The organism is Negativicoccus succinicivorans (assembly GCF_018373335.1).
GTDB classification, from domain to species: Bacteria; Bacillota; Negativicutes; order Veillonellales; family Negativicoccaceae; genus Negativicoccus; species Negativicoccus succinicivorans_A.
This window is the reverse complement of record NZ_JAHAHH010000006.1, coordinates 1-26,710: the sequence shown is the minus strand read 5'-3', so window position 1 is coordinate 26,710 and position 26,710 is coordinate 1. Positions and strand designations below refer to the sequence as shown.

General features: G+C 52.9%; 23 protein-coding genes and 1 riboswitch. Of the genes, 8 read left to right on the top strand and 15 right to left on the bottom strand.

Annotated features, from left to right (window positions below; all coding sequences use genetic code 11):
• The 5 genes from KH813_RS01250 to KH813_RS01230 all read right to left on the bottom strand — a co-directional run.
• A partial coding sequence (locus KH813_RS01250; RefSeq protein ID WP_303992242.1) for an NAD(P)/FAD-dependent oxidoreductase occupies window positions 1-563 on the bottom strand: 563 nt, incomplete at its 3' end.
• A gap of 128 nt (window positions 564-691) precedes the next feature.
• Window positions 692-1,303: a superoxide dismutase gene (locus KH813_RS01245; protein ID WP_303992239.1), complete on the bottom strand. Its 612-nt coding sequence runs from the start codon at window positions 1,301-1,303 to the stop codon at window positions 692-694.
• Between the two features lie 122 nt (window positions 1,304-1,425).
• Window positions 1,426-2,796 (bottom strand): MmgE/PrpD family protein, encoded by a 1,371-nt coding sequence (locus KH813_RS01240; protein WP_303992235.1) that lies wholly within the window; start codon window positions 2,794-2,796, stop codon window positions 1,426-1,428.
• A gap of 12 nt (window positions 2,797-2,808) precedes the next feature.
• A complete protein-coding gene (locus KH813_RS01235; RefSeq protein ID WP_034439857.1) occupies window positions 2,809-4,464 on the bottom strand; it encodes a methylmalonyl-CoA mutase in 1,656 nt (551 codons plus the stop codon).
• A gap of 2 nt (window positions 4,465-4,466) precedes the next feature.
• Window positions 4,467-6,002, bottom strand: coding sequence for an acetyl-CoA hydrolase/transferase C-terminal domain-containing protein (locus KH813_RS01230; RefSeq protein ID WP_303992230.1), 1,536 nt, complete (start codon window positions 6,000-6,002; stop codon window positions 4,467-4,469).
• Window positions 6,003-6,153: 151 nt separating this feature from the next.
• Here KH813_RS01230 and KH813_RS01225 point away from each other — a divergent pair, with 151 nt between their 5' ends.
• Window positions 6,154-7,044, top strand: coding sequence for a LysR family transcriptional regulator (locus KH813_RS01225; protein WP_303992228.1), 891 nt, complete (start codon window positions 6,154-6,156; stop codon window positions 7,042-7,044).
• A 39-nt stretch (window positions 7,045-7,083) separates the two neighbouring features.
• Here KH813_RS01225 and eno read toward each other — a convergent pair whose 3' ends face one another.
• Genes eno through KH813_RS01195 form a run of 6 tightly spaced genes read right to left on the bottom strand, consistent with a single transcriptional unit; the run spans window position 7,084 to window position 13,952 of the window.
• Window positions 7,084-8,367 carry a phosphopyruvate hydratase gene (gene eno / locus KH813_RS01220; RefSeq protein ID WP_303992225.1) on the bottom strand — a complete coding sequence of 428 codons (1,284 nt, stop codon included), beginning with the start codon at window positions 8,365-8,367 and terminating at the stop codon, window positions 7,084-7,086.
• Window positions 8,368-8,375: 8 nt separating this feature from the next.
• On the bottom strand, window positions 8,376-9,920 hold the full coding sequence (gpmI, locus tag KH813_RS01215) for a 2,3-bisphosphoglycerate-independent phosphoglycerate mutase (protein WP_303992222.1): 1,545 nt from the start codon (window positions 9,918-9,920) through the stop codon (window positions 8,376-8,378).
• Complete coding sequence (gene tpiA / locus KH813_RS01210) at window positions 9,910-10,662, bottom strand: triose-phosphate isomerase (RefSeq protein ID WP_303992219.1); 753 nt, start codon at window positions 10,660-10,662, stop codon at window positions 9,910-9,912. The genes gpmI and tpiA overlap by 11 nt, the downstream gene beginning before the upstream one ends.
• On the bottom strand, window positions 10,655-11,857 hold the full coding sequence (gene pgk, locus KH813_RS01205) for a phosphoglycerate kinase (RefSeq protein ID WP_303992216.1): 1,203 nt from the start codon (window positions 11,855-11,857) through the stop codon (window positions 10,655-10,657). Before pgk ends, tpiA begins: the two co-directional genes overlap by 8 nt.
• A gap of 45 nt (window positions 11,858-11,902) precedes the next feature.
• On the bottom strand, window positions 11,903-12,910 hold the full coding sequence (gene gap / locus KH813_RS01200; protein WP_303992213.1) for a type I glyceraldehyde-3-phosphate dehydrogenase: 1,008 nt from the start codon (window positions 12,908-12,910) through the stop codon (window positions 11,903-11,905).
• Window positions 12,888-13,952 carry a sugar-binding transcriptional regulator gene (locus tag KH813_RS01195; protein ID WP_303992210.1) on the bottom strand — a complete coding sequence of 355 codons (1,065 nt, stop codon included), beginning with the start codon at window positions 13,950-13,952 and terminating at the stop codon, window positions 12,888-12,890. Before KH813_RS01195 ends, gap begins: the two co-directional genes overlap by 23 nt.
• Before the next feature lie 199 nt (window positions 13,953-14,151).
• On the opposite strand from KH813_RS01195, the gene KH813_RS01190 reads away from it, so the two are divergent.
• The 3 genes from KH813_RS01190 to KH813_RS01180 all read left to right on the top strand — a co-directional run bounded on the left by KH813_RS01190 (window position 14,152) and on the right by KH813_RS01180 (window position 16,225).
• Complete coding sequence (locus KH813_RS01190) at window positions 14,152-14,568, top strand: GNAT family N-acetyltransferase (protein WP_303992206.1); 417 nt, start codon at window positions 14,152-14,154, stop codon at window positions 14,566-14,568.
• Window positions 14,569-14,696: 128 nt separating this feature from the next.
• Window positions 14,697-15,638, top strand: coding sequence for a nitronate monooxygenase family protein (locus KH813_RS01185; RefSeq protein ID WP_303992203.1), 942 nt, complete (start codon window positions 14,697-14,699; stop codon window positions 15,636-15,638).
• Window positions 15,639-15,667: 29 nt separating this feature from the next.
• Window positions 15,668-16,225, top strand: coding sequence for a gamma carbonic anhydrase family protein (locus tag KH813_RS01180; protein WP_303992200.1), 558 nt, complete (start codon window positions 15,668-15,670; stop codon window positions 16,223-16,225).
• Between the two features lie 147 nt (window positions 16,226-16,372).
• Here the strand turns inward: KH813_RS01180 and rpsI are convergent, their stop codons facing one another.
• Window positions 16,373-16,765: a 30S ribosomal protein S9 gene (rpsI, locus tag KH813_RS01175; RefSeq protein ID WP_303992197.1), complete on the bottom strand. Its 393-nt coding sequence runs from the start codon at window positions 16,763-16,765 to the stop codon at window positions 16,373-16,375.
• Between the two features lie 19 nt (window positions 16,766-16,784).
• Entirely contained in the window at window positions 16,785-17,225 is a 441-nt protein-coding gene (gene rplM, locus KH813_RS01170; RefSeq protein ID WP_024049116.1) for a 50S ribosomal protein L13, read from the bottom strand.
• A 302-nt stretch (window positions 17,226-17,527) separates the two neighbouring features.
• Here rplM and speC point away from each other — a divergent pair, with 302 nt between their 5' ends.
• The 3 genes from speC (at window position 17,528) to KH813_RS01155 (ending at window position 22,553) form a co-directional block, all read left to right on the top strand.
• Window positions 17,528-19,675 (top strand): ornithine decarboxylase, encoded by a 2,148-nt coding sequence (gene speC, locus KH813_RS01165; RefSeq protein ID WP_303992194.1) that lies wholly within the window; start codon window positions 17,528-17,530, stop codon window positions 19,673-19,675.
• 74 nt (window positions 19,676-19,749) lie between these two features.
• A complete protein-coding gene (rpsD, locus tag KH813_RS01160; protein ID WP_303990618.1) occupies window positions 19,750-20,343 on the top strand; it encodes a 30S ribosomal protein S4 in 594 nt (197 codons plus the stop codon).
• A gap of 137 nt (window positions 20,344-20,480) precedes the next feature.
• Window positions 20,481-22,553: a transglycosylase domain-containing protein gene (locus KH813_RS01155; protein WP_303992192.1), complete on the top strand. Its 2,073-nt coding sequence runs from the start codon at window positions 20,481-20,483 to the stop codon at window positions 22,551-22,553.
• 357 nt (window positions 22,554-22,910) lie between these two features.
• On the opposite strand, the gene nrdG is transcribed toward KH813_RS01155, so the two are convergent.
• Both nrdG and nrdD read right to left on the bottom strand, forming a co-directional pair.
• A complete protein-coding gene (gene nrdG / locus KH813_RS01150; protein WP_303992189.1) occupies window positions 22,911-23,447 on the bottom strand; it encodes an anaerobic ribonucleoside-triphosphate reductase activating protein in 537 nt (178 codons plus the stop codon).
• Between the two features lie 7 nt (window positions 23,448-23,454).
• Window positions 23,455-25,605, bottom strand: a complete 2,151-nt coding sequence (nrdD, locus tag KH813_RS01145; RefSeq protein WP_303992186.1) for an anaerobic ribonucleoside-triphosphate reductase — start codon at window positions 25,603-25,605, stop codon at window positions 23,455-23,457.
• Window positions 25,606-25,880: 275 nt separating this feature from the next.
• Window positions 25,881-25,984: riboswitch (SAM riboswitch) on the top strand.
• Window positions 25,985-26,040: 56 nt separating this feature from the next.
• On the opposite strand from nrdD, the gene KH813_RS01140 reads away from it, so the two are divergent.
• The coding region (locus KH813_RS01140) for a methionine ABC transporter ATP-binding protein (RefSeq protein ID WP_303992183.1) at window positions 26,041-26,710 on the top strand (670 nt) is incomplete at its 3' end.

The following is a 26,710-nucleotide window of genomic DNA, read 5'->3' as shown; positions in this document are numbered from 1 at the left end:
TCCTGCATTTTGGAAATCAAAAGTTCCGTCGCGCGCAAACGACTGCGAATTAAAATATGCACTTCGGAGGCGATCCGCGCCATTTCAATCGCCGCCTCGACGGCGCTGTCCCCGCCGCCGACAATCGCGACTCGTTTGTTGCGATAAAAAGGACCGTCACAGGTCGCGCAATAGCTTACGCCGCGCGCGGTCAAAGCCTCTTCGCCCGGAATGCCGAGCGTGCGGCTGCGTTGCCCCGTAGCGATAATGGCGGATTGGCCGCGATAAGTTTCACCATCGGACGTAACGGCGCTGTAATTACCGTCTTCATCACGCGTTAATTGATCCACGCGCCCCGTGATCCAGTCAATCGGATATTTTTTCGCGTGATCCGTCATTTTTTGAATCAGCTCATACGCCTCGACATCCGGAAAGCCGAGATAGTTGTCGATGTCTTTGGTTTGCGTCATCTGACCGCCGATCAGTTCCGCGATCACGCCGACTTTCAATTCTTTGCGCGCCGCGTACATCGCTGCATTCAAGCCGGCCGGACCACCGCCGATAATTAATACATCGTACATCATAAAACCTCCCTGATAAGTTTTATTTATATCGAATATTTTCGTTTCTTCTTTATTATACTCATTCTCGTTTATTCGGGCAAGTCCACGCACCAAAAAAGCATGCCTTGCGGCATGCTTTTCAGCGTAAATTATTTTTTCGCGACGGCGAATAATTCGTTGACAAATTTCCAGTTAATTACTTTGAAGAAATTATCGACATAATCCGCGCGCTTGTTTTGGTATTTCAGATAGTACGCGTGTTCCCAAACATCGATGCCGAGCAAAGGTTTCTGACCGTCCGCCAGCGGGTTATCCTGGTTCGGTGTGGAAACGACCGCAAGTTTCTTGCCGTTCCAAACCAGCCATGCCCAGCCGCTGCCGAAACGTCCGGTCGCCGCTGCGCCGAATTCTTTTTTGAACGCATCGAACGAACCGAAATCTTTTTCGATTTGTGCTTGGATAGCGCCTTCCAGTTTGCTGTCTTTGACCGGTGTCATCATCTGCCAGAAAAGGCTGTGATTATAATGACCGCCGCCATTGTTGCGGATGGCTTGGCGAACTTCTTCCGGCGCGTTGTCCCAGTCGGCGACAATCTCTTCGATATCTTTAGCCGCCCATTCGGGTGCTTTTTCCAACGCTTTATTCAAGTTGTTCACATACGTATCATGATGTTTGTCATGATGGAATTGCATGGTTTCCTTGTCAATCACCGGTTCGAGCGCATCATATGCGTAAGGTAATTCGGGTAATGTAAATGCCATTATGGTTAGCTCCTTTCACAACTACTGCGAATAGTAAGTGTTACACTTACATTATAACCTGAAAACGGCAGATTGACTACTAATTTTTTCGATATAGTTTTTCTCGCCTGCCAACTTTTCTTTTACTTCGTGCTTAACGCAATTTTTTGCAACACCTCACCGGGAGCGTTTTCCGTATCAATATGCAAAATAAGTTCCGCGATTTCAGCTGCGGTTTTCTCGCCGATAATCGGAACGGCAAGACCGTCATATTTCGCACGGATTTCTTCGATGGTCATGGTGTTGGCGGGATCGCCTTTCGGATATTCAACGAGCTTTGCCAGCGTCTCCCCGTTCTTTTTGACAATGCGTACACGGGATGCCAGCTTAGTCGGATCGTCCGCTTTAATTTGTTCGATTTCCGCCGAACGCTCCACTTTGATTTTTTTCATCACGTCGCGAATAGCGGTATCTTCGATCCCTTGCGGCGTGAAATGTTCGATGCCCACTTCACCGTAGACTAATGCGCAAGCCAGGCAGTATTGAATGCTGAATTTGCAACCGTACGGTGTTTGCGGCGCCGCATTATTGATCAGGCTATCCGTAATATCATTGACTTCCACGGTAATTTCCTGCATCTCTCCCAAATCGCATTCCTCGCGTAAGGTAATGCCCGCGAAAACGGCGGCGTGCGCGTGCTTACAGCAGGCATACGGTTTGAACGAGTTCTCGTCAATTTTGAATGTGCCGTTGCCGAGGCCATCGGTCAATTTACTCCAGTGCGGATCGGGGGAAAGCGCTCTGCAAAATCCTTTTTCGCCTTCCAAAATATGCGTGGCGCCGGTAAAACCGCGAGCGGAAATGTAGGCGGATAAAACGCCCGCGTAAGAGGCCTTGCCCGCGTGAATCGGTTTGCTCATCGCGCCTTCCGCCACAAATTCCCAAAGCCCCGCCGCCTGCGTGCCGGCGGTGCCGAGGTTATGCAGCATCTGCCGATCATTTAAACCGAGCGCACGGCCTGCCGCGGCCGCCGCGCCAAAAATCCCCGCGGTGCCCGTCGTGTGCCAGAAATGGTACGATTCCGGAATGATCGTCTCCCCGACACGGGCGCCGACTTCGTAACCCGCCACTACCGCGGTGATGAGATCCCGACCGCTTTTGTGCTCGGCTTCCGTCACCGCCAGCGCCGGCGGCACGACGACCGTCGCCAAGTGAATAATAGAGGCGTTATGCAGATCGTCAAAGTCAAGCGAGTGCGAGGCCGCTCCGTTTAAGAACGCCGCATCCCAGGCGGCGGTACGCAGCAACGGCGAAGTCAGCACCGTCGCCTGATCCGCGCCGGTATTTTGCCCCAAGACCGCGCGTAAAATTTGAATCGGCGTTTCCTGCGAGCCGCGAATGCAGACGCCCGCCCAATCCAGTATGCATTTTTTCGCATTCTGCACGGTTTCTTCCGCTAAGTCTTTGTATTGCAACCCGGCCGCGTAGCCTGCAAGCTGTTTGGTCAAGTCCATGCTGAAACCTCCTTAAAACGCCGGGTGATCCTGATGATATTCACCGAATTCTTCGCGTAAAACGCCACAGATTTCACCGAGTGTCGCATAGGTTTTGACCGCTTCAATCAGACACGGCATAATATTTTCTTCGCTGCGCGCGACTTTGCGAACTTTGGCGAGCGCTTTTTCGACAGCGGCATTGTCGCGGGTTTCTTTTAATTTTTTCAGTTTGGCCATTTGCCGATCGCCGACGGCCGGATCGACTTGCAACAGTTGCGTGTGATGCTCTTCATCTTCTATGACGTATTTATTTACGCCGATGACAGTGCGTTTGCCGCTTTCAATTTCCTGCTCATATTCAAATGCGTGGGTCGCCATTTCCTGCTGCATGTAACCCTGTTCAATCGCCGCGACCGCGCCGCCCATTTCATCGATCTTATGAATGTATTCGCGGGCTTCGCGTTCAATTTGGTCCGTCAATGTTTCCACATAGTACGAACCGCCCAGCGGATCGATGGTATCGGCAATGCCGCTTTCAAAGGCGAGCAGTTGCTGCGTACGCAGCGCAAGCGTTGTCGACTCGCGCGTCGGAATCGATTCCGCTTCGTCTTTAGCGCACAAAGCGAGCGATTGCGTGCCGCCCAAAATGGCGGACATGGCCTGCCAGGCGATGCGGATGATATTGTCGTCATCCTGCTGCGCGGTCAATACGGAGCCGGCGGTATGGACATGGAAACGCAACATCTGCGCTTTCGCTTTGGTCGCGCCGAAACGTTCTTTCATGATACTCGCCCAAAGACGACGAGCCGCGCGGAATTTGGCGATTTCCGGGAAGAAATCCAAGCCCGCGGTAAAGATCCACGAAATGCCCGGCGCAAACGCGTCCACATCCTGACCTGCTTTCAATGCCGCTTCTATGTAGGCGATCGCATTGGCGAACGCAAAGGCGATTTCCTGCACCATCGACGCGCCCGCTTCGCGGATATGGTACGCGCCTACGGAAATCATGTTCCAATGCGGAATTTCCTGCGAGCAATACGAGAATGTATCGGTTACCAAGCGCATTGACGGACGCGGCGGGAAGATATACGTGCCGCGCGCGATGTACTCTTTCAAAATATCGTTTTGAATCGTGCCGCGTAAATCTTTGGCGGCGATACCTTTTTTCTCCGCGGTCGCGACATACATGGCGAGAAGTACGGCGGCCGGCGCATTAATCGTCATGGAAGTGGACACTTTATCGAGCGGAATGCCGTCAAAAATATCTTCCATATCCTGTAGCGAATCGATCGCGACACCGACTTTGCCGATTTCGCCCTGCGCTTGCGGCGAATCGGAATCCAAACCGATCTGCGTGGGCAAATCCATGGCTACCGATAAACCGGTCTGGCCGGCTTGTAATAAGTATTTATATAACGCGTTGGTTTCTTCCGCCGTCGCAAAACCGGAATACTGCCGCATCGTCCACAGGCGACCGCGATACATCGTCGGCTGAATACCGCGCGTAAACGGATAGGCGCCCGGAAAGCCGAGTTTTTCATTGTAATCCAAGTCCGCAATATCCTGCGGTGTATATAAACGATTGGCGGCAAATTCCTGCCGCTCCGGAAAGCGCGAAGTCGCTTTTTTCACGCGTTCTTCATAGGATTGTTGCGCTTCGGCAAAACGCTTTTCATCATATTTCATAGTTAATTTTCTCCTTTGTCGTCTTCATACAGCGAGCGGCAATGCATATCCTTATGGTTTTGGAAATGCAACGCCAGCGTAAACGCGTGCGCGAGATCTACCGGTTCGTGCCCGCCGTCGGCCAGTGCATGTTTGACATATTCTTCCAGCAACGGTCGATAGTCCGGATGCGCGCAGTGCGTGATAATTTCGTGCGCCCGTTCAATCGGTCCCATGCCTCGGGTATCGGCTACGCCCTGCTCAGTGATGAAGATCTGGCTGTCGTGCTCCGTGTGATCGACGTGGCTTACCATCGGCACCACTTTGGAAATCGCACCGTGCGCGCCCGTCGACGGTGAGGTGAAGATCGAGAGATACCCGTTGCGCATGTAATCGCCCGAGCCGCCGATCCCGTTGATCATCTTACGGCCGGAGGCGTGCGTCGAATTCGCCTGCCCGTAAATATCAAACTCAATCGGGGTGTTGATCGCGATGACGCCCAAGCGACGAATGACTTCCGGATGATTGGAAATATCGAGCGGCCGTAAAACCAACGCTTTTTTATACAGCGCCGGATCTTCTTTGAACATTTTCCACACCGTCGGCGACGGCGTAAACGCGCACCCCGACGCGCCGACGATATGTCCGTCGCGGATCAGGTGGAACACCGCATCCTGCAAAATTTCCGAATACATCGTCAAGTTATGGAAACGTGATTTCTTCAGTCCCATCAAAACGGCATTGGCGATCGTGCCCACGCCGGACTGAATCGGCAGCATTTCTTCCGGCAAACGTTCGTGCTGCACTTCATTTTCCAAAAAATCAACTAGGTATTCGGCGATTTTGACCGTGTCTTCATTCGGCGCGGCGAGATCGCGCACATGGTCCAAAATGTCCGATTCGACGATCGCGTCGATACGATCCAAACCGCATTTCACATAGGGTGAACCGATGCGATCCGACGCTTTATAAATCGGAATTTCGCGCCGACGCGGCGGCTTATCCAAGATGACAATGTCGTGCATTCCTTCCATTTCCAACGGAATGGAAGTATTGACTTCGACAATGATTTTTTTGGCATGTTTCACAAACATCGGTAAATTGCCCACGCCCGAGCCGAGCACGAAGTCACCGTCTTTGGTAATCGCCGCGGCTTCCACGATCGCGATATCGACATCACCGAAGAAACCGTAATCCACCTGCTGCGCGAATTCGCTCAAATGCAAGTCAATGTAACGGATATCCCGCTCATTGATGCCTTTTTGCATCGTGCGGTTGCTCGCCGCATAGTAGGGAATGCGCTCATACACGCCGTTCACTTGCGCGAGCGCTTCTTCAATCTCCGGTCCGACCGACGCGCCGCTCCAAATCGCAATCCGGCATTTTTTGCCGTTTTTAATTTGCTCGGCCAGCGCCAGCGTCGTCTTCTTTGGATATCCCGACGGAGTAAACCCCGCCACACCGACATGCATGCCGTCAGTAATCAGAGACGCCGCCTCCTCCGGCGTAACCACTTTTTCAAACAGACTCGGATGACGTAATCTGCTTGCATCCAACATATCCTCGTCTCCCTTCTTCTTGTTGATTTCATCGTAACAGCGAATCATTTACTTATAAAATATTCGTTTTGTCCATAAGATATATATTTTTTATGTATTTTGATGTATAGTGAAAGTATCAAAATTGATGATACAGCGAGAAGGAGTTTCTATGGATCTGGATTACTATCGCGATTTTATGACGATCGCGCGCGCCGGTACGATCGCGGAGGCGGCGCGGCAATTACGAATTGCCCAGCCGGCGCTTTCGCATCGCTTGAAACAGTTGGAAGAGCACTTGAACGCGCCGCTCATTAAAACCGACCGCGGCGTGCGCAAAATCGAACTGACGGAGGCGGGCGAATATCTCTATGAGCGCGCCCAATACCTGCTTGCGACCGAAGATAATTTGAAGCGCGAAGTCACGCATCGCGTGCAGGGCACGGCGGGCATTTTGAAGGTGTCGCTTTCCCCGTCGACGGCGATGATGTTTATCCGCGACTACCTAGTACCGTTCAGTCGCACGTATCCGCAAGTACAGCACCGCTTAAACGAGGTGGCGATCAACGAGCAGACGAATCAACTCTTGGCGGGCGAATCCGAAATCGGCGTCGCCAACGCGCCGCTGGTGCACCCCGACCTGTTTCAAATCTTGCACACGGAGCGGGAGCGCCTGCTGATCGCATCTTCCCGTCAAAGCCGCTGGAACGCGTCGCGGCAGCCGATCGTTTCGCTGGAAGCGTTGCGTCACACGCCGCTTGCGCTTTCGCGCGGCTGCGCGCCGATTTTCCTTGACGCGTGTCACAAGCACGAAATCACCCCGTCCGTTTTGAGTATTTGCACAACGCGTACGGCGGCGCTCATTTGGGCACGGGAAAATCGCGCCTGCGCAATCGTGCCTGAACAGGAAGCGGAAAACTTTTCGAACGAAGTCTACTATACGGCGCTGGATGTGCCCGATCTCTATGTGCAAAAAAGCATCGTCATCGTGCGGGATCGCCCCCTCACCAAAGTGGCGCAAAACTTTTTACACTTTCACAATCTGACGCTTGCCGAGACATAAAAAAGAACTGCCATAACGGCAGTTCTTTTTTATAACGATTTATTTTTCCAAGTGCGCGAAGATGTCTTTGCCGCCATAGAGCGATAAGCCTTCCAGTTCTTCTTCAATGCGCAACAGCTGGTTATACTTCGCGACGCGATCAATCCGCGCGGGCGCGCCGGTTTTGATTTGGCCGGCGTTGACCGCGACAGCGAGATCGGCAATCAGCGAGTCGTCCGTTTCGCCCGAACGGTGTGAAATCACCGTCGTATACGCGGCGCGTTTGGCCATTTGGATGCATTCCATGGTTTCCGTAAGCGTACCGATCTGATTGACTTTGATCAAGATCGAGTTGGCGATGCCTTCCTGAATGCCTTTTTCCAAACGGGCGCTGTTGGTAACGAAAAGATCGTCGCCGACGAGCTGAATTTTTTTGCCCAGTTTTTGCGTGAGATGTTTCCAGCCGACGTAATCTTCCTGGTCCATGCCGTCTTCGATCGATACGATCGGGTATTGGCGAACGAGATCCGCGTAGTATTCAACAAGTTCTTCGGCGGAACGTTTCACGCCTTCGCCGACGAAATCGTAAACGCCGTCTTTGTAAAATTCCGAAGCGGCCGCGTCGAGCGCGAGAACGATGTCTTCGCCCGGACGGAAACCGGCGCGTTCGACAGCGGTCAAAATCAGCTGAATCGCCGCTTCATTCGACGCCAGATTCGGCGCGAAGCCGCCCTCATCGCCGACCGCGGTAACGAGCCCCTGTTCTTTCAGAACGACTTTCAGCGTATGGTAAATATCAGCGCCCATGCGCAAGCCTTCGGCGAAGGATTCCGCGCCGACCGGCATAATCATGAATTCCTGAATATCGACGTTGTTATCCGCGTGCATGCCGCCGTTCAAAATATTCATCATCGGCACGGGCATTTCGCAGGCGTTGATGCCGCCGAGATAGCGATAGAGCGGTAAATGGCAAGCCGCCGCGCCCGCGCGGGCCACCGCCATGGAAACGCCCAAGGTCGCGTTCGCGCCGAGTTCGCTTTTATTGTCCGTACCGTCCAAACCGCACATGATCGAGTCGATCAAAATCTGCTCGGTCACCGGCAAGCCGATTAATTCCGGCGCGATGCGTTCATTGACATGTTCGACCGCTTTTTGCACGCCTTTGCCCTGGTAACGGCTCTTGTCGCCATCGCGTAATTCCAGCGCTTCAAACACGCCGGTCGACGCGCCGGACGGAACGGACGCGCGTCCGCGGGTACCGTCATCGAGCAATACATCCACTTCGACTGTCGGATTGCCGCGCGAATCCAAAATTTCTCTGCCGTGAATATCTACAATCATCATAGGTCCTCCTAGTCCAATAGTGACCGGCCTGTCATTTCGGCGGGCACGGATATTCCCATTAATGTTAAAAGCGTCGGCGCCAAGTCGGCCAAGATGCCGTCATGGAGCGCTTTATTTTTATTCTTTTCACTCAGCAATACGAGCGGTACGGGGTTCGTCGTATGCGCTGTGTTCGGGCCTTGCGACGCCTCGTCCCACATGCGTTCCGCGTTCCCGTGGTCGGCGGTAATCAGCATTTCACCGCCTTGTGATTTCACTTCTTCCCAGAGCGCCGCCACGCATTTATCCACGGTACGTACGGCTTCCTGCGCCGCCGCCAGCACGCCGGTATGACCGACCATATCCGCATTGGCGAAGTTCAAAATGATCGCATCGTACGTACGCGCGCGCAACGCCTCCAGTAATTTTTCCGTCACGATATACGCGCTCATTTCCGGCTGCAGATCATACGTCGCCACTTTCGGCGACGGCACTAAAATACGATCTTCGCCCGGGAACGGTTCTTCGCGACCGCCGTTGAAGAAATACGTGACATGCGCGTATTTTTCCGTTTCAGCGATGCGCAACTGACGCAAGCCCGCTTTACTTACCCATTCCCCGAACGTGTTTTGCGGCTGTTCCTTACGATAAATCACGGGCGTATGGAAAGACGCTTCATACGGCGTCATCGTAATGAGTTCCAAAGCCGGCACCCGCGGTCGTTCAAAGCCTGCGAATTCGACCTCAGCGATCGCCGCTGTCAATTGCCGCGCCCGGTCGGGACGGAAATTGATAAAAATGCCGCCGTCTTTCGGCTGCATGGTAACCGCCTCACCGATCCGTGTCGGCAACACGAATTCATCCGTCTCGCCGCGATCATACGCGCGTTGCAAACCTTCCGCCGCCGTCGGCGCGATCGTTCCCGCGCCCGCGGTCACCAAATCATACGCGAGACGCGTGCGTTCATACCGTTTGTCGCGATCCATGGCATAGTAACGGCCACACAATGTGGCGATGCGTCCGCAACCGATTTTTTGCATTTCTTCTTCCACATGCGCAAGCGACGGCCCCGCGGATTTCGGCGGCACATCGCGCCCGTCTAAAAACGCATGCACGTACACCTCTTTAATACCATGCTCGTGCGCCGCTTTGACGCACGCCAACAAATGCTCTTCGTGACTGTGTACGCCGCCCGGCGAAACGAGACCGAGAAGGTGGAGCGCTCCGCCTCTTGCTGCGACTTTTTCCAGCAGTTCGACAAGCACCGGTTGCCGGAAAAATTCTCCCGACGCAATCTCACGATGAATCCGCGTCAAATCCTGAAACATGATCCGCCCGGCGCCGATATTCAAATGACCGACCTCGGAGTTACCGATTTGCCCCGCAGGCAATCCCACTTTTTCACCCGAAGTGGTCAGCGTCGCGTGCGGATATTCTTTCCACCATTGCGGAAAATGGGTAATGCCTGACGTTTGGATCGCATCATACGGATCGCCCGATTTACCGATGCCCCAACCGTCCATGATCACCAGCATCACCGGTCCGCGACCGGAAGATACTCCTTCATTTTTCATAATTAACCACCGCTGCGAAATCATCGGCCTTGAGAGATGCGCCGCCGACCAAAGCGCCGTCAATGTGCGGCGCCGCCATCAGCGCGCTGATGTTGTCCGGTTTGACGCTGCCGCCGTAAAGGATGCGCACCGCTTCCGCCACATCGTGGCCGGCGATGGTCTCAATCGTCACGCGAATGAGACGGCAGACGTCATTCGCCTGCTCAACGGTCGCCGTTTTGCCCGTGCCGATCGCCCAGATCGGTTCGTACGCCATGACAAGCGTCGCCACTTCCTCCGCGGACAGATTAATCAACGCCGCTTTGACCTGGCTTTCAATATGACCGCGCCATTCGTCTTCTTCCCGTTGACGAAGCGTTTCACCGACGCAAATAATCGGCGTTAAGCCGTGATCGAGCGCCGCTTTCGCTTTTTTATTGACGCGAGGATCCGTTTCGCTGAACAGTTGCCGACGTTCCGAATGTCCCAAAATGACATATTCACAGCCGACCGATGTCAGCATGGTCGGGGATATTTCACCGGTAAACGCTCCGGATTCTTCCCAGTACATGTTTTGCGCACCGAGTTTAAGCGGGGTGTCCGCAATTCGTTCGCCGACCGCGGCCAGCGAAATAAACGGCGGGCATAAAATGACTTCCGCCCTTGTGGCAAGTTCTTTGCCGACGAGTTCTTCCGTAAGTTCGCAAGCCCGGGACAGATCCGTATTCATTTTCCAGTTTCCGGCAATAATAGGTTTACGCATCGATGCCCTCCTTTTTCTGCGCCAGGCAGGCAATACCCGGCAGAAGTTTGCCTTCCAAGTATTCCAAGGAAGCGCCGCCGCCGGTCGAAATATGAGAAATTTGATCCGCCACGCCGCTTTGGTTGACAGCCGCTACACTGTCACCGCCGCCGACGATCGAATAGGCGTTGCTTTGCGCGACCGCCCGGGCAAGCGCCTGCGTTCCTTTGGCAAAAGCCCGGAACTCAAACACGCCCAGCGGACCGTTCCAAACAATCGTCGCCGCATCGCGAATCGCCGCTTCGTACGCCGCCACCGTGTCCGGACCCGCGTCCAAAATCATCTGATCGCCGGGTACATTCGCGACCGGCACGATCGTCGGCGTCGCATCGGCGGAAAATTCCGGAGCGACTACCACGTCCGTCGGCAACAGCAGTTCGGTTTGATGTTGCGCCGCCGCTTTAATCACTGCCTGCGCCACATCGAGTTTATCTTTTTCAACGAGTGATGTGCCGATTTCGTATCCTTGTGCCAACAAGAAGGTATTGGCCATGCCGCCGCCGATGATGACGGTATCCGCCAATTCCACAAAACGTTGAATGACGCCGATTTTATCCGACACTTTCGCGCCGCCGATAATCGCCACGAACGGACGTTTCGGATTCTTGGCCGCTTTATCGAGGTGTTCGATTTCTTCGTGGAGCAGTAAGCCCGCCGCCATCGGCAAATATTCGCTCACGCCGACCACGGACGCGTGCGCCCGATGCGAAACGCCGAAAGCGTCATTGACCGCGAGATCCGCCAGCTCCGCCAATTGTTTGGCAAAGGCCGGATCATTTTTCGTTTCTTCCGCATGGAAGCGCACATTTTCGAGCAGCAACACTTCGCCCGCGGCAAGTCGCGCCGCTTTTTGCTTGGCTTCTTCGCCCACGCAGTCCGCGGCAAATTGCACCGGGGTCCCCAAAAGCGCAGACAAATGCGCCACTACCGCTTGCAGCGAAAGCGCCGCTACCGCTTTCCCTTTCGGGCGTCCCAAATGCGCCGCCAAAATGACGGCCGCACCATGCTCGCGCAGCCATTGAACGGTCGGCACCGCAGCGCGCAAGCGCGTATCATCCGTAATCGTGCCGTCATCAGCGAGCGGTACGTTAAAGTCTACACGCACGTAAACTTTTTTGCCCGCTACATCAAGATCCGTCACTTGTAATACCGGCATATTGCCTCCTTAGTAAAAAAAGGCCGCAAAATGCGGCCTTTACCATTATAAACCTTGCTTACCGATGTAGGATACGAGATCCACCAAGCGGTTGGAATAGCCCCATTCGTTGTCATACCAGGAAACCACTTTCACCATGTTTCCGTCGATGACCGAGGTCAAGAGACTGTCGACTGTCGAGCTGTTCGGGCAACCGTTGTAGTCGCTGGAGACAAGCGGTTTTTCCGAGTAACCGAGGATGCCTTTGAGTTCGCCTTCCGCGGCTTTTTTCAGCGCCGCGTTGACTTCTTCGACCGTCGTATTTTTTTCGACTTCGCAAGTCAAATCGGTGATCGATACATTCGGTACCGGCACACGCATCGCGAAGCCGTTCAATTTGCCTTTGAGTTCCGGAATCACGAGAGCGATCGCTTTCGCCGCGCCGGTGCTCGTCGGGATGATGTTCTGCGCGGCCGCGCGGGCGCGACGCATATCTTTATGCGGTAAATCCAGCAAACGCTGGTCGTTCGTGTACGCATGCACTGTGGTCATGAGACCTTTTTTGATCCCGAAGGTATCATGCAATACTTTCGTAAACGGAGCGAGGCAGTTCGTCGTGCAGGACGCGTTGGAAATGACATGATGCTTAGCGGCATCATATTTATCCTGGTTAACGCCCATAACAATCGTAATATCTTCGTTTTTTGCCGGCGCGGAAATCACGACTTTTTTCACCGTTTCATGCAAATGTTTTTTCGCATCTTCCGCGTTGGTAAAGCGACCGGTGGATTCAATGACTACTTCGGCGCCGTTTTTACCCCATGGAATCTTCGCCGGATCCAGTTCCTGCGTGACTTCGATTTCTTTCCCGTCAATGACAAGCGCGGAGCCTTTGATTTCAATTTTCGCATCGATTTCGCCATGCACGGAATCGTACTGCAGTAAATGCGCCAATGCTTCGATGTTGCCCGGATCGTTGATCGCGACGATTTCCACTTCCGGGTTGTTCATCGCTACGCGAAATACGTTTCTGCCGATTCGTCCAAATCCGTTAATCCCGACTTTTGTTGACATGTGTTTGCCTCCTCTGGCTGTTCACTATTTGATAAATCGCCTGTGCGGCGCCTTCGTCCGTGACCAAACGGCCATGCACTCCGGCCCGCGCCATCGCCAAAATCGCGGCCGCTTTTTGCGACCCGCCGGCGACCAAAACTACCTCCGGCACGCTTTCGAGCTCCGCTAACGTCAGCCCGACATTATGCCGGCAATACACAATTTCACCATCGGCTCGAGCATAGTACCCAAGCGTTTCACCCACCGCGCCGCCGGTCATCAGCGTCGCGCGTTCGGTCGGCGGAATTTGACGTAAATCCGCCATTCGCGCCGCATCACCGATGCCCATGACCAAAAGATCCGCGCGGTGAATCAGCGCTTCCACTTCCCGCAAGCTTTTATCCTCGCGCCGCAGGATATCAATCAGCTCCGGAGAAAATCCGTCCGGCACATGCAGCATGCGATAGGTCCCTCGCGTTTTCCGCGCCACCATCGCCGCAATCGTGTTGGCCTGCGTTTCGAGCGTTTCGCCGAAACCGCCGCGCGCCGGCACGACGGTGACTTTCGCCGTACTTTCCGGCAACGCTTTGGCTACCAGCGATAATGTCGTGCCGCCGGACACGGCGACCACTAAATCATCCGCCAAATAGCGGGCGACAAGCAGCGCGCCTTCCTGCGCCAGATTACGTTGCACGACGCGATCCCTTGACGAATCGCCACGCACAATCCGCACCTCTTTCATCGCCAAAATGTCTACCAGTTCGCGTTCCAGTCGCTTGACCGATTGGCGCGTGCGGAAATAGGCGGCCAAATCGATCAGCAGCTGCTCACCGCGTCGGGTCATGGAAATGCCGGCGGGAGTGACGGTCACTAAGCCGTTCGCCTCGAGCTCGGCGGCAAGACCTCGCACCACCCGCTCGGTAAAGCCTGTCGCGTCCGCAATGGCGCGGCGTCCGATCGGCGCTTGCAACGAGACTTCTTTGAGAACGGCGTACCGGCGTTCCGCTTCGGCAAAAAGTTCCGGAACCAAACTCACCAATACGTCTTCTTTCGTCGCAATCACCTCGCTTGCCCGCGGGACAAATTTTGTCCAGCCGTGGTAAAAAAATCTTTCCGCATTCATTGTAGCAAAAGAAATCTCAAGACGCAACGACCAACCGAAGCCCCCTCCTTTTTCACGACATTTCCGGAATGCTAAAACGATTACGAAAATACCGATTCGTTTGTTATACTAACATCGGAAAACGTAAAGGAGCGATACGATGATTACTGTCAGTACCACATTGCCTGCCGAAGCACGTAAGCTGCGGGAGGATGTTTTTATTCATGAGCAGGGTTTTCAGAACGAATTTGATGAAATCGACGAATCCGCTCATCATGTGATCTACTGGGAAAATGATCGCGCGATAGGCACCTGTCGCTTTTTCCCGGCGGAAGAGGCCGACACCTACTACATCGGTCGGATGGCCGTCGCCAAAGACCACCGCCATCGGCAATTGGGCACCGTGATTTTGGACGCGGCCGAGAACGCTATCAAAAAACTGGGCGGCCAAAAAATCTTGCTTTCCGCGCAAGTGCGCGCTCAAAACTTTTATTTGCGCAACGGTTATGTCGGCGATCCCGAAGAAGTTCATATGGACGAAGGCGAACCGCATCGTTGGCTGTATAAAGAGCTATGACGTGTGAAAATTTCTGTTTCATTATGCATAATTTGCAATACCATTGTCATGATTTCATTGAACGCATGACAATTTTAGTTTATAATTAAGTTATAAATAGAAAATATTCATTCTAAGGAGGAAATGGTATGAAAACGAAACTGACCGAACTGCTCGGTATTCAATACCCGATTATTCAGGGTGCCATGGCCTGGATCTCCGAATCGACGCTGGTAAGCGCCGTCGCCAACGCCGGCGCCACCGGCGTGATCGCGACCGGCGGTCGTTCGTCGGAATGGATTCATGAGCAGATCCGCAAAACGAAGGAATTAACCGATCATCCCTTCGGCGTGAATTTGATGTTGCAGGCGCCTAACAAAGATGAAGTTCTCGACATTATTTGCGAAGAAAAAGTCGCTTTCGCCACCATCGGCGCGGGCAATCCGGTGCCTTACTTTGAGCCGCTGCATCGCGCCGGCGTCAAAGCGATCCCGGTCGTGCCGAACGTCAAACTCGCCAAACGCGTACAGGAAAAAGGTGCGGACGCGCTGGTTATCGAAGGCTTTGAAGCGGGCGGTCACGACGGCATGCAAACGACGATGGCGCTGATGACAAACGTCATTCCGGAAATCGATATTCCTGTCATCGTCGCCGGCTCGATTGTCGACGGTCGCGGCATGGCGGCGGCTCTCCTGATGGGCGCCGACGGCGTACAGATGGGTTCGCGCTTCCTCTTAGCCGAAGAGTGCCAAGTCCATCAAAATTCGAAAGACGCCATCATCGCCGCCACCGATACGGATTCCGTCATCACCGGTTTTACGCGCAACAACAATGTCCGCGGTTTGCGCAGCGCATTCACGGATGAATACTTGCGTCTCGAGCGCGAAGGCGCCGCCGATGAAGTTCTCACCGCTCTTTCCCGCGGCACGAATCGCCTCGCTGCGGTCGACGGCGACACGGTAAACGGTGTGGTGCAGGTCGGCCAAGGCTTGAACCGTTTGACCAAGATCCAACCGGCGAAAGAAATCGTAGATGAAATTATTCATGAAATGACAGAACGTTTGCAGAACGCCCCGCAATTACTGAAATAATTTTTGAAAGCAAAAGAAAGGAAGTTCCTATGTATACTTATGATGGAGATTCGTTCCAGGGCGTTTCGCCCGCCTTGCATGAAAACGTCTATGTCGCGAAAGGCGCTCAAATCGTCGGCGACGTTCGCGCCGATGAATGGAGCAGCTTCTGGTACAACGCGGTAGCCCGCGGCGATGTCGATTACATTTCCGTCGGCAAATACTCCAATGTGCAGGACCTTGTTTGCCTGCACGTGGCAAAAGGTTATCCCTGCATCATCGGTGACTATGTCACCATCGGTCACAGCGCGGTCGTTCACGGCGCCACGGTCGAAGACCATGTGTTGATCGGCATGGGCGCTAAAATTTTAACCGGCGCGCATGTCGGCCGCGGTTCGATTATCGCCGCCGGCGCGCTGGTGTTGGAAAATCAACAGATCCCGCCGAATTCACTCGTCGTCGGTGTGCCGGGACGCGTGGTGCGCACCCATGATCAATGGGACAACATTCACAGCCAGGCGATTAAGTACAAAGATGAATGGACGGTTCAATACAATCTGTATCCGGACGCGCCGGGTGAAAAATATCACGGCGAAACAATCATTTGACCACAAAAAAAGAATCTCCGCGGAGATTCTTTTTTTATGCTTTCGACACGATTCTTCCGTACGGTATTCGTTCCAACGAAAAACCTTTATATAATCTGTTTATGTAAATAAAAAACCCTGCCGAAGCAGGGTTTTGTTTGGTACGAATTAACGTTTCGAGAACTGGCTTGCTTTACGCGCTTTTTTAAGACCGTATTTTTTACGTTCTTTCATACGCGGGTCACGAGTCAGGAAACCTTCTTTTTTGAGCGCTTTGCGGAAATCGGAGTCGACTTCCAGAAGCGCGCGGCTGATGCCGTGACGAATCGCGCCGGCTTGACCGGTCGTGCCGCCGCCGTGAACATTGACCAAAACATCATACTGATTGGTGGTGTTGGTCAGTTCCAACGGTTGTTTAACGATCAGCTCGAGTGTCTTTAAACCGAAGTAATCCGACATCTCACGATTGTTGATGATGATTCTGCCTTGGCCCGGAACAAGACGAACGCGGGCAACGGATTTCTTTCTACGACCTGTGCCGTAGTATTGTGCTACTGCCATTTACGGTTCCTCCTTCCGGTTAACGAATGTTCAACTCAAGTACTTCCGGTTGCTGTGCAGCATGCGGATGTTCCGCGCCGGCGTATACTTTTAATTTACGATACATATTTTCGCCCAGCGAGTTCTTCGGCAGCATGCCGCGAACCGCCATTTCAATAACCTGTTCCGGCCGACGTTCCAAGAGCCAGTTCAGATGAATGAAACGGCCGCCGCCCGGATAACCGGAATGACGGAAATATTTTTTCTGTTCTAATTTTTTACCCGTAACAACGACTTTCGCCGCGTTAATGACGATCACAAAATCGCCCGTATCTTGATGCGGTGTGTAAGTCGGCTTATGTTTGCCCCGCAGGACTTTCGCGACTTCGGCAGCTAAACGGCCGAGCGTTTTGCCTTCCGCGTCAACGATGTACCATTTCCGCTCAATGTTGCTCGGATTGGCCATAAACGTAGTTTTCATGCGTAAAACTCCTCCTATCAAAATCGAAACGTAAACGGTTATCCTTTCCGGGGCTAATGGGTAGGACAAAAGTTCACTCGTATTATTTTAGACGTTCAGGTCCTGTTTGTCAAGAAATTTTCATCACAAACTCGGATTCCTGCTGTTTTCATAATAATGTAAATATAATAACGAGTTTTTATGGCCGAGTAAAGACTTTGCCACGCAGATTTTTATTTATCACATGTGCGCGGTTTTGCGCCCGCGGCGAATTTTCCAGTATAATGAAAGCAAATTTTTACCATTACAGAAAAGAGGCTCGTATGATTATTTCCCAACTTGCTGTCAGTTTCGCGTTGCGGGAGTTATTCGCCCCCGCCGCCGTGACTTTTGTCAGTCCGGCGCAGGCGGATCCCGACGCTTGCGCGGCCGTTGTCTTGAGCGCGGAGGATCAGTCGCTCGCCCGTCGCTTTCAAGATGTCGACGACCTGCCTCGTTTTATCGTGAACAGTGACGCGACGCATTTTATACGCCTGCGCAAAGACCAAGTGAGCGAAGTGGTGCTCACGGCCGCAAAACGATTTGAGCAAAGTTTATTACCGCCTTTTGTCGCCGCGATGATCGATTATACCGACGGCGATCAGACATCTTTTGCGACTCCCGGCCATCACGGTGGCGAATTTTTCCGCCGCACGCGCGCCGGTCGTCTCTTCTATGATTTTTACGGCGCCAATACGTTCCGCAGTGACCTTTCGTCTTCGGACGGTTACCTGGGCGACATGTTGACCCACGACGGTTTCGCTGCGGCGGCGGAGCAACATGCGGCCGAAGTGTTTCACAGCGACCGCACTTACTTCGTCTTGAACGGCACCTCAACGGCCAATAAAGTCTGCGCGACGGCGTTATTGACGCCCGGCGATCTGGTGCTTTTCGATCGCAACAACCATAAATCCGCGCACCATGGCGCGCTGGTGCTCGCCGGCGCGACACCAGTGTATTTGGAAACCACGCGCAATCCCTACGGTTTTATCGGCGGCATGCCGGCGGCCGCGCTCGATGAAAACGCATTGCGGGAACGCATCCGCAAAGTCGATGCCGCTAAAGCGGATATGCCGCGACCGTTCCGCCTCGGTATTTTTCAACTCGGCACGTACGACGGGGTTTTGTACAACGCCCGTCAAATCGTAGAAAGCGTCGGTCAATTATGCGATTACATTTTATTTGATTGCGCCTGGGTCGGCTATGAACAGTTTTTGCCCATGCTCGCGCCGATGAGTCCTCTCACACTGGAACTCGGCCCGAACGATCCGGGGATTTTGGTGACGCAGTCCGTGCACAAACAGTTGGCGGGATTTGCGCAAACCTCGCAGATTCATAAAAAGGATAATCACATTAAAGATCAGGCGCGGTACGTCAATCACGACCGTTTCAATGACGCGTTTCTGCTGCACGCGTCGACGTCACCGAACTATCCGCTTTTCGCGTCACTCGATATGAACGCGAAAATTCATGAAGCCCCGCACGGCGAACAACTTTGGCGCGATGCCGCGACAGTGGCGACCGATGCCAAAAAAGAAATCCTGAAACGCTGCCGGTATTTCCAACCCTTTGTACCGCCGACCGTTGACGGTACTCCCTGGAAAGATATCCCGACCGACGTGATCATCTCCGATCGGCGCTATTTCGCCATCGATCCCGACGCGTCCTGGCACGGCTTCACCGGTTTTGCCAAAGAGCAATACGCGCTCGATCCCTGCAAAATTTTACTGTACACGCCGGGCATTTCCCTTCGCGACGGCACGTATGAAGATTTCGGCGTGCCGGGCAGCATCGTCTCGCATTACCTGCAGGAACACGGCATGACGCCGGAAAAAAGCGATTTGAACTCGCTGCTCTTTTTGATTACTCCGGCGGAATCTGCCGCCAAGTTGAACCGATTGGTCAGTTTGCTCGTGCAACTGGAAGACGCCATTGATGAGGACGTCCCCGTCGCCGATGTGCTGCCCCGCGTAGCGGCGGCGTATCCGGACGTCTACCGCGCACGATCCATCCGCTGGCTGTGCCAAAAACTGCACAATTTTTACAAAGAAGCAAACGTCAGCCAATTGCAGCGCAAACTGTTCGCGGCCGAATATTTACCGCCGGTCGCCCTGTCGGCCGCCGAAGCCACGCTTGCGCTCCGCCGCAATCAGGCGCGCGCGCTGCCGCTTCGCGAACTTTCGGGCGAAATCGCATTGGAAGGCGCGCTGCCGTATCCGCCGGGCATTTTCACCATCGTCGCCGGGGAACGTTGGACGGAAACCGCCGTCGAATACTTTACGGTTCTCGAACGCGCGATGCAGGCCTTGCCGGGATTCGCACCCGAAATCCAAGGCGTGCATCAACGACGCCGCAGCGACGGCTCACCGGAATTATACGCGTATGTATATGAAGCGCCTCGTAAACTTTCCCGACGCACTATTTATGATTGACATGAAACAATATTCATGGTACACTTGTAAAGCTTGTAAACAAGCTATTGCCAAATTTGTAAAGGAGTGATTGCATGGCAACAAATCGGAACGCACGTTTTAAGGCGAGCCGACGGTTTGACCTCAACATCTACGGTCATCCGAAAGCGTTAAAACGGCAGTCCAAAGAGCGCCGCCCGCGTAAAATCTCGGAATACGGCACCCAGCTCTTGGAAAAACAGAAAGTTAAAGCTATCTACAATTTATTGGAACGTCAGTTCTACCGTTACTACGTCAAAGCGCGTAAAATGGAAGGCATCGTCGGTGAAAACCTTCTCTTCCTCCTCGAAAGCCGCCTGGACAACCTCGTCTATCGCATCGGCTTCGCGCGTTCGATCCGTCAGGCTCGCCAGATGGTGAACCACGGCTTGATCCTCGTTGACGGCAAACGCGTTGACATCCCGTCGTATAACGTAACCCCGGGTCAGGTCATCTCGTTGAAAGAAGATCAACGTGCCAATGAAATGTTCAAAGCCAGCTTCCAGGAAGTTCGTTCCTTCGAGCTGCCTTATATAGAAAAGAACTTCGACAAATGGGAAGGCACTTACACCCGTCTCCCGCTGCGTGAAGAATTGCCGTTCGCGAACGACATCAACGAAACGCTCATCGTCGAATTGTACAACAAGTAAGAATTTGCAAAACCTCCCTTGCAAAGGGAGGTTTTTTATTGTTGATAGTATATTTTCCTCTCCTTGATCTGCAATTTATAAAAGATGCCATTAATGGTATAATAAATAGAAGTATGAATAATTAAAAGGAGGCATTTATGCGACATTCGAGCGCGCGCGCAAGGAAACGGAAAAAGCGCGGTGCAAATAAAAGTACGCTCATTATCGCCGCGATTATCGCGCTGGTCATTTTTCTGGGTGCCGGTTGCGGATTTATCGGCGCTACCATCAGCAATTTGCCCGATGTGCAGCAAACGGATACCCCGGCGGCGTCATCGCAGATTTTTGACATCAAAGGTCGCCTGATTACGACCATTCATGCGGAGGAAAACCGGTTACCGGTTTCGCTGGATCAGGTCCCTGAGAATTTGCAGCATGCCTTTTTGGCGGCGGAAGATATCCGTTTTTATGATCATCACGGTATCGATCCCCGCGGCATCATGCGCGCGGTCTTTGCCAACATCACGCACAACGGCATCGCGCAAGGCGGCAGTACCATTACGCAACAGCTGGCCCGCAACGCGTTTTTGACGCAGAATCGGACCTTGGAGCGTAAATTCCAGGAAGCGATTTTGGCGTTGCAGATCGAACGCGAATACACCAAACCCGAAATTTTGGAAATGTACATGAACCAAATTTATTTCGGTGAAGGCGCCTATGGGATTCAAACTGCGGCCAATATTTATTTCGGTAAACCGGTAAGCGACCTGGACTTGGCGCAATGCGCTCTTCTGGCCGGTTTACCGCAAAGTCCTAACTACTACTCCCCGTTCAGCAATTTGGAAGCGGCGAAAACGCGACAGGCTACGGTTTTGAATCAGATGGCCAAGTACGGCTTCATCTCGCAAGAAGACGCGGACGCCGCCAAGGCGGCAGATTTGGGCTTGCGCTCACAGGAAAGCCTGAAACAGATTCGCGGCTCCCGCGCTTCCTATTTCATCAGCTACATCGAGCAGATAATCAGCGACAAGTACGATTCGGAAGCGCTTTATAAAGAAGGCTTGAAAATTTACACGACGTTGGATCTGGATATGCAGGAAGCGGCGGAACGTTCATTGGAAGCGAATCTGCCCGACTTCTACACCGATGCCAACGGCTTGCGGCAACCGCAAGGCGCTATCGTCGCCATCGATCCGCACAACGGCCATATTTTAGCGATGGTCGGCGGACGCGGCACGGACCATTTCAATCGCGCCACTCAGGCGGTGCGCCAGCCGGGCTCGGCATTTAAGCCCTTCGTCTATATCAGTGCCGTGGAAAAAGGCATGACCCCGGGCACGATTGTCGACGACTCACCGATCACCATCGCCGGCTGGAGTCCGCAAAACTACAGCCGTACATTCAGCGGTAAAATGACATTGCGTCAGGCCTTGATGAATTCCGTCAATGTGCCGGCCGTCAAAATCGCGCAGGAGGTCGGCATGCATAATATCCTCGCCAACGCGGAAAACATGGGCATCAGTACGCTCGTCTTCAAGGGCGGCAACAATGATGAGAACCTGGCCGCCGCCTTGGGCGGGTTAACGCAAGGCGTCACTCCGCTCGACATGGCCTCGGCGTACGGCGTACTGGCCAACAGCGGGGTGCACATGGAACCGCTGGCGATCATTCGAATTGTGGATCGCAACGGTAATGTATTGGAAGAAAATACCGCTAAAGGCACGCAGGTCATCAGTCAAAAAACGGCGTACATCGTTACGAATATGCTCGAATCCGCCGTCTTGCACGGCACGGGCGGTAATGCGTACATCGGTCGTCCCATGGCAGGCAAAACCGGTACGACGGACGACACTAAAGACGCGTGGTTTGTCGGCTATACGCCGGACGTCACCGCGGCCGTTTGGATGGGCGATGACTTTGACGGAACCTTACAGGGATTGACGGGCGGTACCGTTCCGGCGGCCATCTGGCGTGACTTCATGCACGCGGCCGTCGCCGACATGCCGGCCAACCGTTTCCCGACGCCGGCGGGTGTCGAGGGAATCGCCGCGGAAGGTTTTTACCAACCTGCATCGGATTCCGATAAAAAAGACGAAGATAAAGATTCCGACAAGAAAGATAAGGATGGCGAAAAGAAAGATAAAAAATCGTCCGCCAAGAGTAGTAGCGACGACGATGATAAAACACCGGAACGCGTGCCCGGCAAAGTGAAAGGCGCGGGCAACGAGTGAAAATCTTTTCTTGAAGAGCTCATTAAATCGGTCGTTTTATGTCAACCGGTCTTTCGATGGCAAGATAAAAGGCGCTATTTTTCAATAGCGCCTTTTTTGATCTAGTATCCTATCGCACGTTTTCAACTAGAATATATGGTTCGTGCCACCATTCTATGCGCATTTATTATAGCACAAAGAAGGCGACGGACAAACCGTCATTGGATAGTTCGCAAGATTTTTTGCTTCCGCGATCTTGCGCTCCGTTATTCGTTATCGGTAAAGCTCTTGAAAAGCGTAAATTCACTCGTATCGCACAAGGACTTCAGATTATTACTCTCGCAACAAAAAAGACGGCGAAAGCCGTCTTTTTTTTGATTATGTATCCGCTGTCGTCGTAATCGGACGATGCGTATGAATATCTCGATGCAATACTACTTTCCCTTGCAAAAGAGATTCTCCGATCGCGATGACGCGCTGATTCGAGGAGCCGCGGAAACGCAACGCGGGGTCACGCAACGCGTCCACAAAGCGCCCGTCAACGAGGACGTCACACAGACGCAGGAGCGATAAACGAACGGGATTGCTGATAATCTCTTCCCAGGTGTAACCGGAATACACCCAAATATTTTTTTGCGGCTGGGCCGCTCGCACGGCGCGCACGACCTCGATCAATCCCTCGACATTTTGCATGGGCTCGCCGCCCAAAAGGGTCAGACCCGCCACATTCGGGTCATTGATGTAGTCGACCACCGTCGCGGTTTCCTTGTCGGTCCAAAGGTTACCGGCCTGGAAATTCTGGTATTCGACGTTGAAGCAATTCGGACAATTGTGAGTGCAGCCCGTAACAAAAATGCTTGTCCGAATGCCTTCACCGTTGGCGATATCGTAGTGCCGGATTTGTCCGTAACGCATGCTCGCCTCAGATATGGAGGACGCGGTCACGGATTTCTTTCGTGCGGCCTTCGTTCCAGAAGTTTTCACCGAGATAGCCGCATGTCCGACGGATGACCGTCAACAGATTGCGATCGGTGTTGTGGCAACGCGGGCATTCCCACTGGATATCGTCATTGACTTTGATTTCACCGTCAAAGCCGCAAACATGGCAGTAATCCGATTTGGTATTAAATTCCGCGTAGCAGATGTTGTCATAAATGAAGTTCATCATCGTCAGTACCGCATCAACGTTGCCGCTCATATTCGGAATTTCCGCATACGAGATGCAGCCGCCGGTCGAAAGTTTTTGGAATTCCGATTCAAAACGGAATTTATCAAAGACGCTGATCGGTTCGCGTACGTCCACATGGTAGCTGTTGGTGTAGTAGCCTTTATCCGTAATGTCTTCGATTTCGCCGAAACGCGCGCGGTCAATGGACGAGAAACGGTTGGTCAGGCTTTCCGCCGGCGTGCCGTACAGAGAGAATCCCAAACCGGTCTGTTCCTGCCAGGTATCGACCGCTTCGCGCAGACGGCGCATCAGGCGCGCGGCGAACGCGTGACCTTTTTCGCCGGTATGCGATTCACCGGTGATGAGTTTGGTCGCTTCATACACGCCGATGTAACCTAGGGAAAGCGTGGAATACGTATTCTGCAAGTACGGATAAATCTTTTCGCCCGGTTTGAGGCGGGCAATCGCTCCGTACTGCCAATGAATCGGCGATACGTCGCTCACGACATCTTTCAAGAAATCATAGCGCAACATCAATGCTTTGTAGCAAAGTTGCAGGCGTTTTTCCAAAATTTCAAAGAATTTTTCTTCCGAATGTTCCGCCAAAATACCGATTTGCGGCAAGTTCAGCGAAACGACGCCCTGATTGAAGCGGCCGTCCCAAATGTATTCGCCCTGTTCGTTCTGGTACGGACGCAGGAAGGAGCGGCAGCCCATCGGCGAAAATACATTGCCTTCATAATTTTCGCGCATTTTTTTCGCGGAAATATAGTCCGGATACATGCGTTTCGCGGTGCATTTCGCCGCGAGTTCCGTGAGGTAGTAGTACGGCGCGTCCGGCGTGATATTGTGTTCATCGAGCACGTAAACGAGTTTCGGGAATGCCGGCGTGATGTAGACATTCTGCTCGTTTTTGACGCCTTCTAAACGCTGCGCCAAAATTTCTTCCGTGATCATCGCCGCTTCTTTGGCGTATTCGTAATCCGGTTGGAAATACATGCACAACGTAACGAACGGCGCCTGGCCGTTGGTCGTCATCAAGGTATTGATCTGGTACTGGATCGTCTGAATGCCGTCTTTTACTTCTTTACGGGTACGTTTCCAGGCAATCGCTTCCGCTTTCTCCTGATCCGGTTCCATTTCATAAATATCACGCTGCTCTTCGAGCACGCTCTTGAGAATTTTGTTGAACGATTTACGCACGAAAGGAGCCAAGATCCGATCGATGCCGTTGATGCTCTGTCCGCCGTACTGGCCGCTGGCGACCTGCGCAATGATCTGCGTCGTTACCGTACAGGCGACTTGGAACGATTTCGGCGAATCGATCTTCTTCCCGTTGATGACAGTGCCGTTGGTAAGCATGTCTTCCAAATTGATCAGACAGCAGTTGAACATCGGCTGAATGATGTAGTCCATGTCATGGAAGTGAATCGCGCCGCTGTCATGCGCCTGCACGATATCGGCGGGAATCAGTTTGCGGCGGGCGATATCTTTCGATACTTCGCCGGCGATCAAATCGCGCTGTGTCGAAACGACATGCGCGTCTTTATTGGAGTTTTCATCCAAGACGGCGATATTGCTTTTATTTAATAAACCGAAAATACTTTCATCGGTCGTATTTTCATGACGTTTGAACGCCTGTACCGCTTTATAGTTTTCGTACGCGCGAGCCGTTGCCGGATTGTGGTTCTCAATGAGCTTATAATAGACTTTATCTTCGATTTCATAGATCGTTAAAGGCTTTTCCTGCTGACGCGCTTCCTGTTCGATTTCCCAGGCGATTTTGTCCGCCTGACCGATTTCATACACGCCGCTCGAGCTGTTCATTGCTTTTTCGATCGCGATCGTAATTTTCGACCTGTCAAAAACAGTTTTGTCGCCGTCGCGCTTGATGACTTCCAACATAGTACCACTGCCTCCCTTACGTTTTATCGACTTTTCACAAGCCGCCTCTTTAGATTTGAGTATACTACATATTGTAGTCTGAGTGCAATCCTAAAAACAGATTATTCAATATGTAGAGCTCGACTAAAATCCCCTTCAAGCCCGAAACGGTCGCATTTTGCGCTGCTCAAAACGGTCCTATACAAAAAACGCAAGGAGTCGTCTCTAAATTACTGTTTGACATTCATTCTTTCATAGTGCTATAATCAGCGTTAATCAACAACGAAATACACCACTTTTCATCCAGAGTGACCGAGGGACCGGCCCAATGACGTCGCGGCAACCATCTCCCCACGGAGAACGGTGCCAATTCCGCGGGAGTGATCCCGAGAGATGAAGTCGACCGGCTCTTCATCTTTTGGTGAAGAGTTTTTTAGTGGTTAAAGGAGTGAGAAAATGATAGATTTGCGACACATCAGCAAAATATATCCCGGTCCGCAACCGGTGCACGCGATCAAGGATATCGACCTGCATATCCCCGAAGGCGAAATTTGCGGTATCATCGGCCTGTCCGGGGCCGGCAAGTCGACGCTGATCCGCTGTATCAACATGTTGGAAACGCCGACCGAAGGAGAAGTTTGGGTCGACGGCAAAAACCTGACGGCGATGAGCGAACAGGAATTACGTAACGAACGCAAACATATCGGCATGATCTTCCAGCATTTCAACTTGCTGAGTCATCGTACCGTCTACGAAAACATCGCGTTTCCGTTAGAACTCGCGGGACTTTCCAAAGCGGAACAAAAAGAACGGATCGAGCCGATTTTGGAACTCGTCGGCCTGACGCAACGCCGCAACAACTACCCCGCCCAACTTTCCGGCGGTCAAAAGCAACGTGTCGGCATCGCCCGCGCGTTAGTTTCCCAACCGAAAGTGCTGCTTTGCGACGAAGCGACCAGCGCGCTCGACCCGCAAACCACCAAAGCGATCCTTGATCTTTTGAAAGATATCAATCGTCGTCTGCACCTGACCATCGTTTTGATCACGCATGAGATGCAGGTCATCAAAGAAATTTGCAACCACGTCGCCGTCATCGAAAACGGACGCATCATCGAGCAGGGCAGCG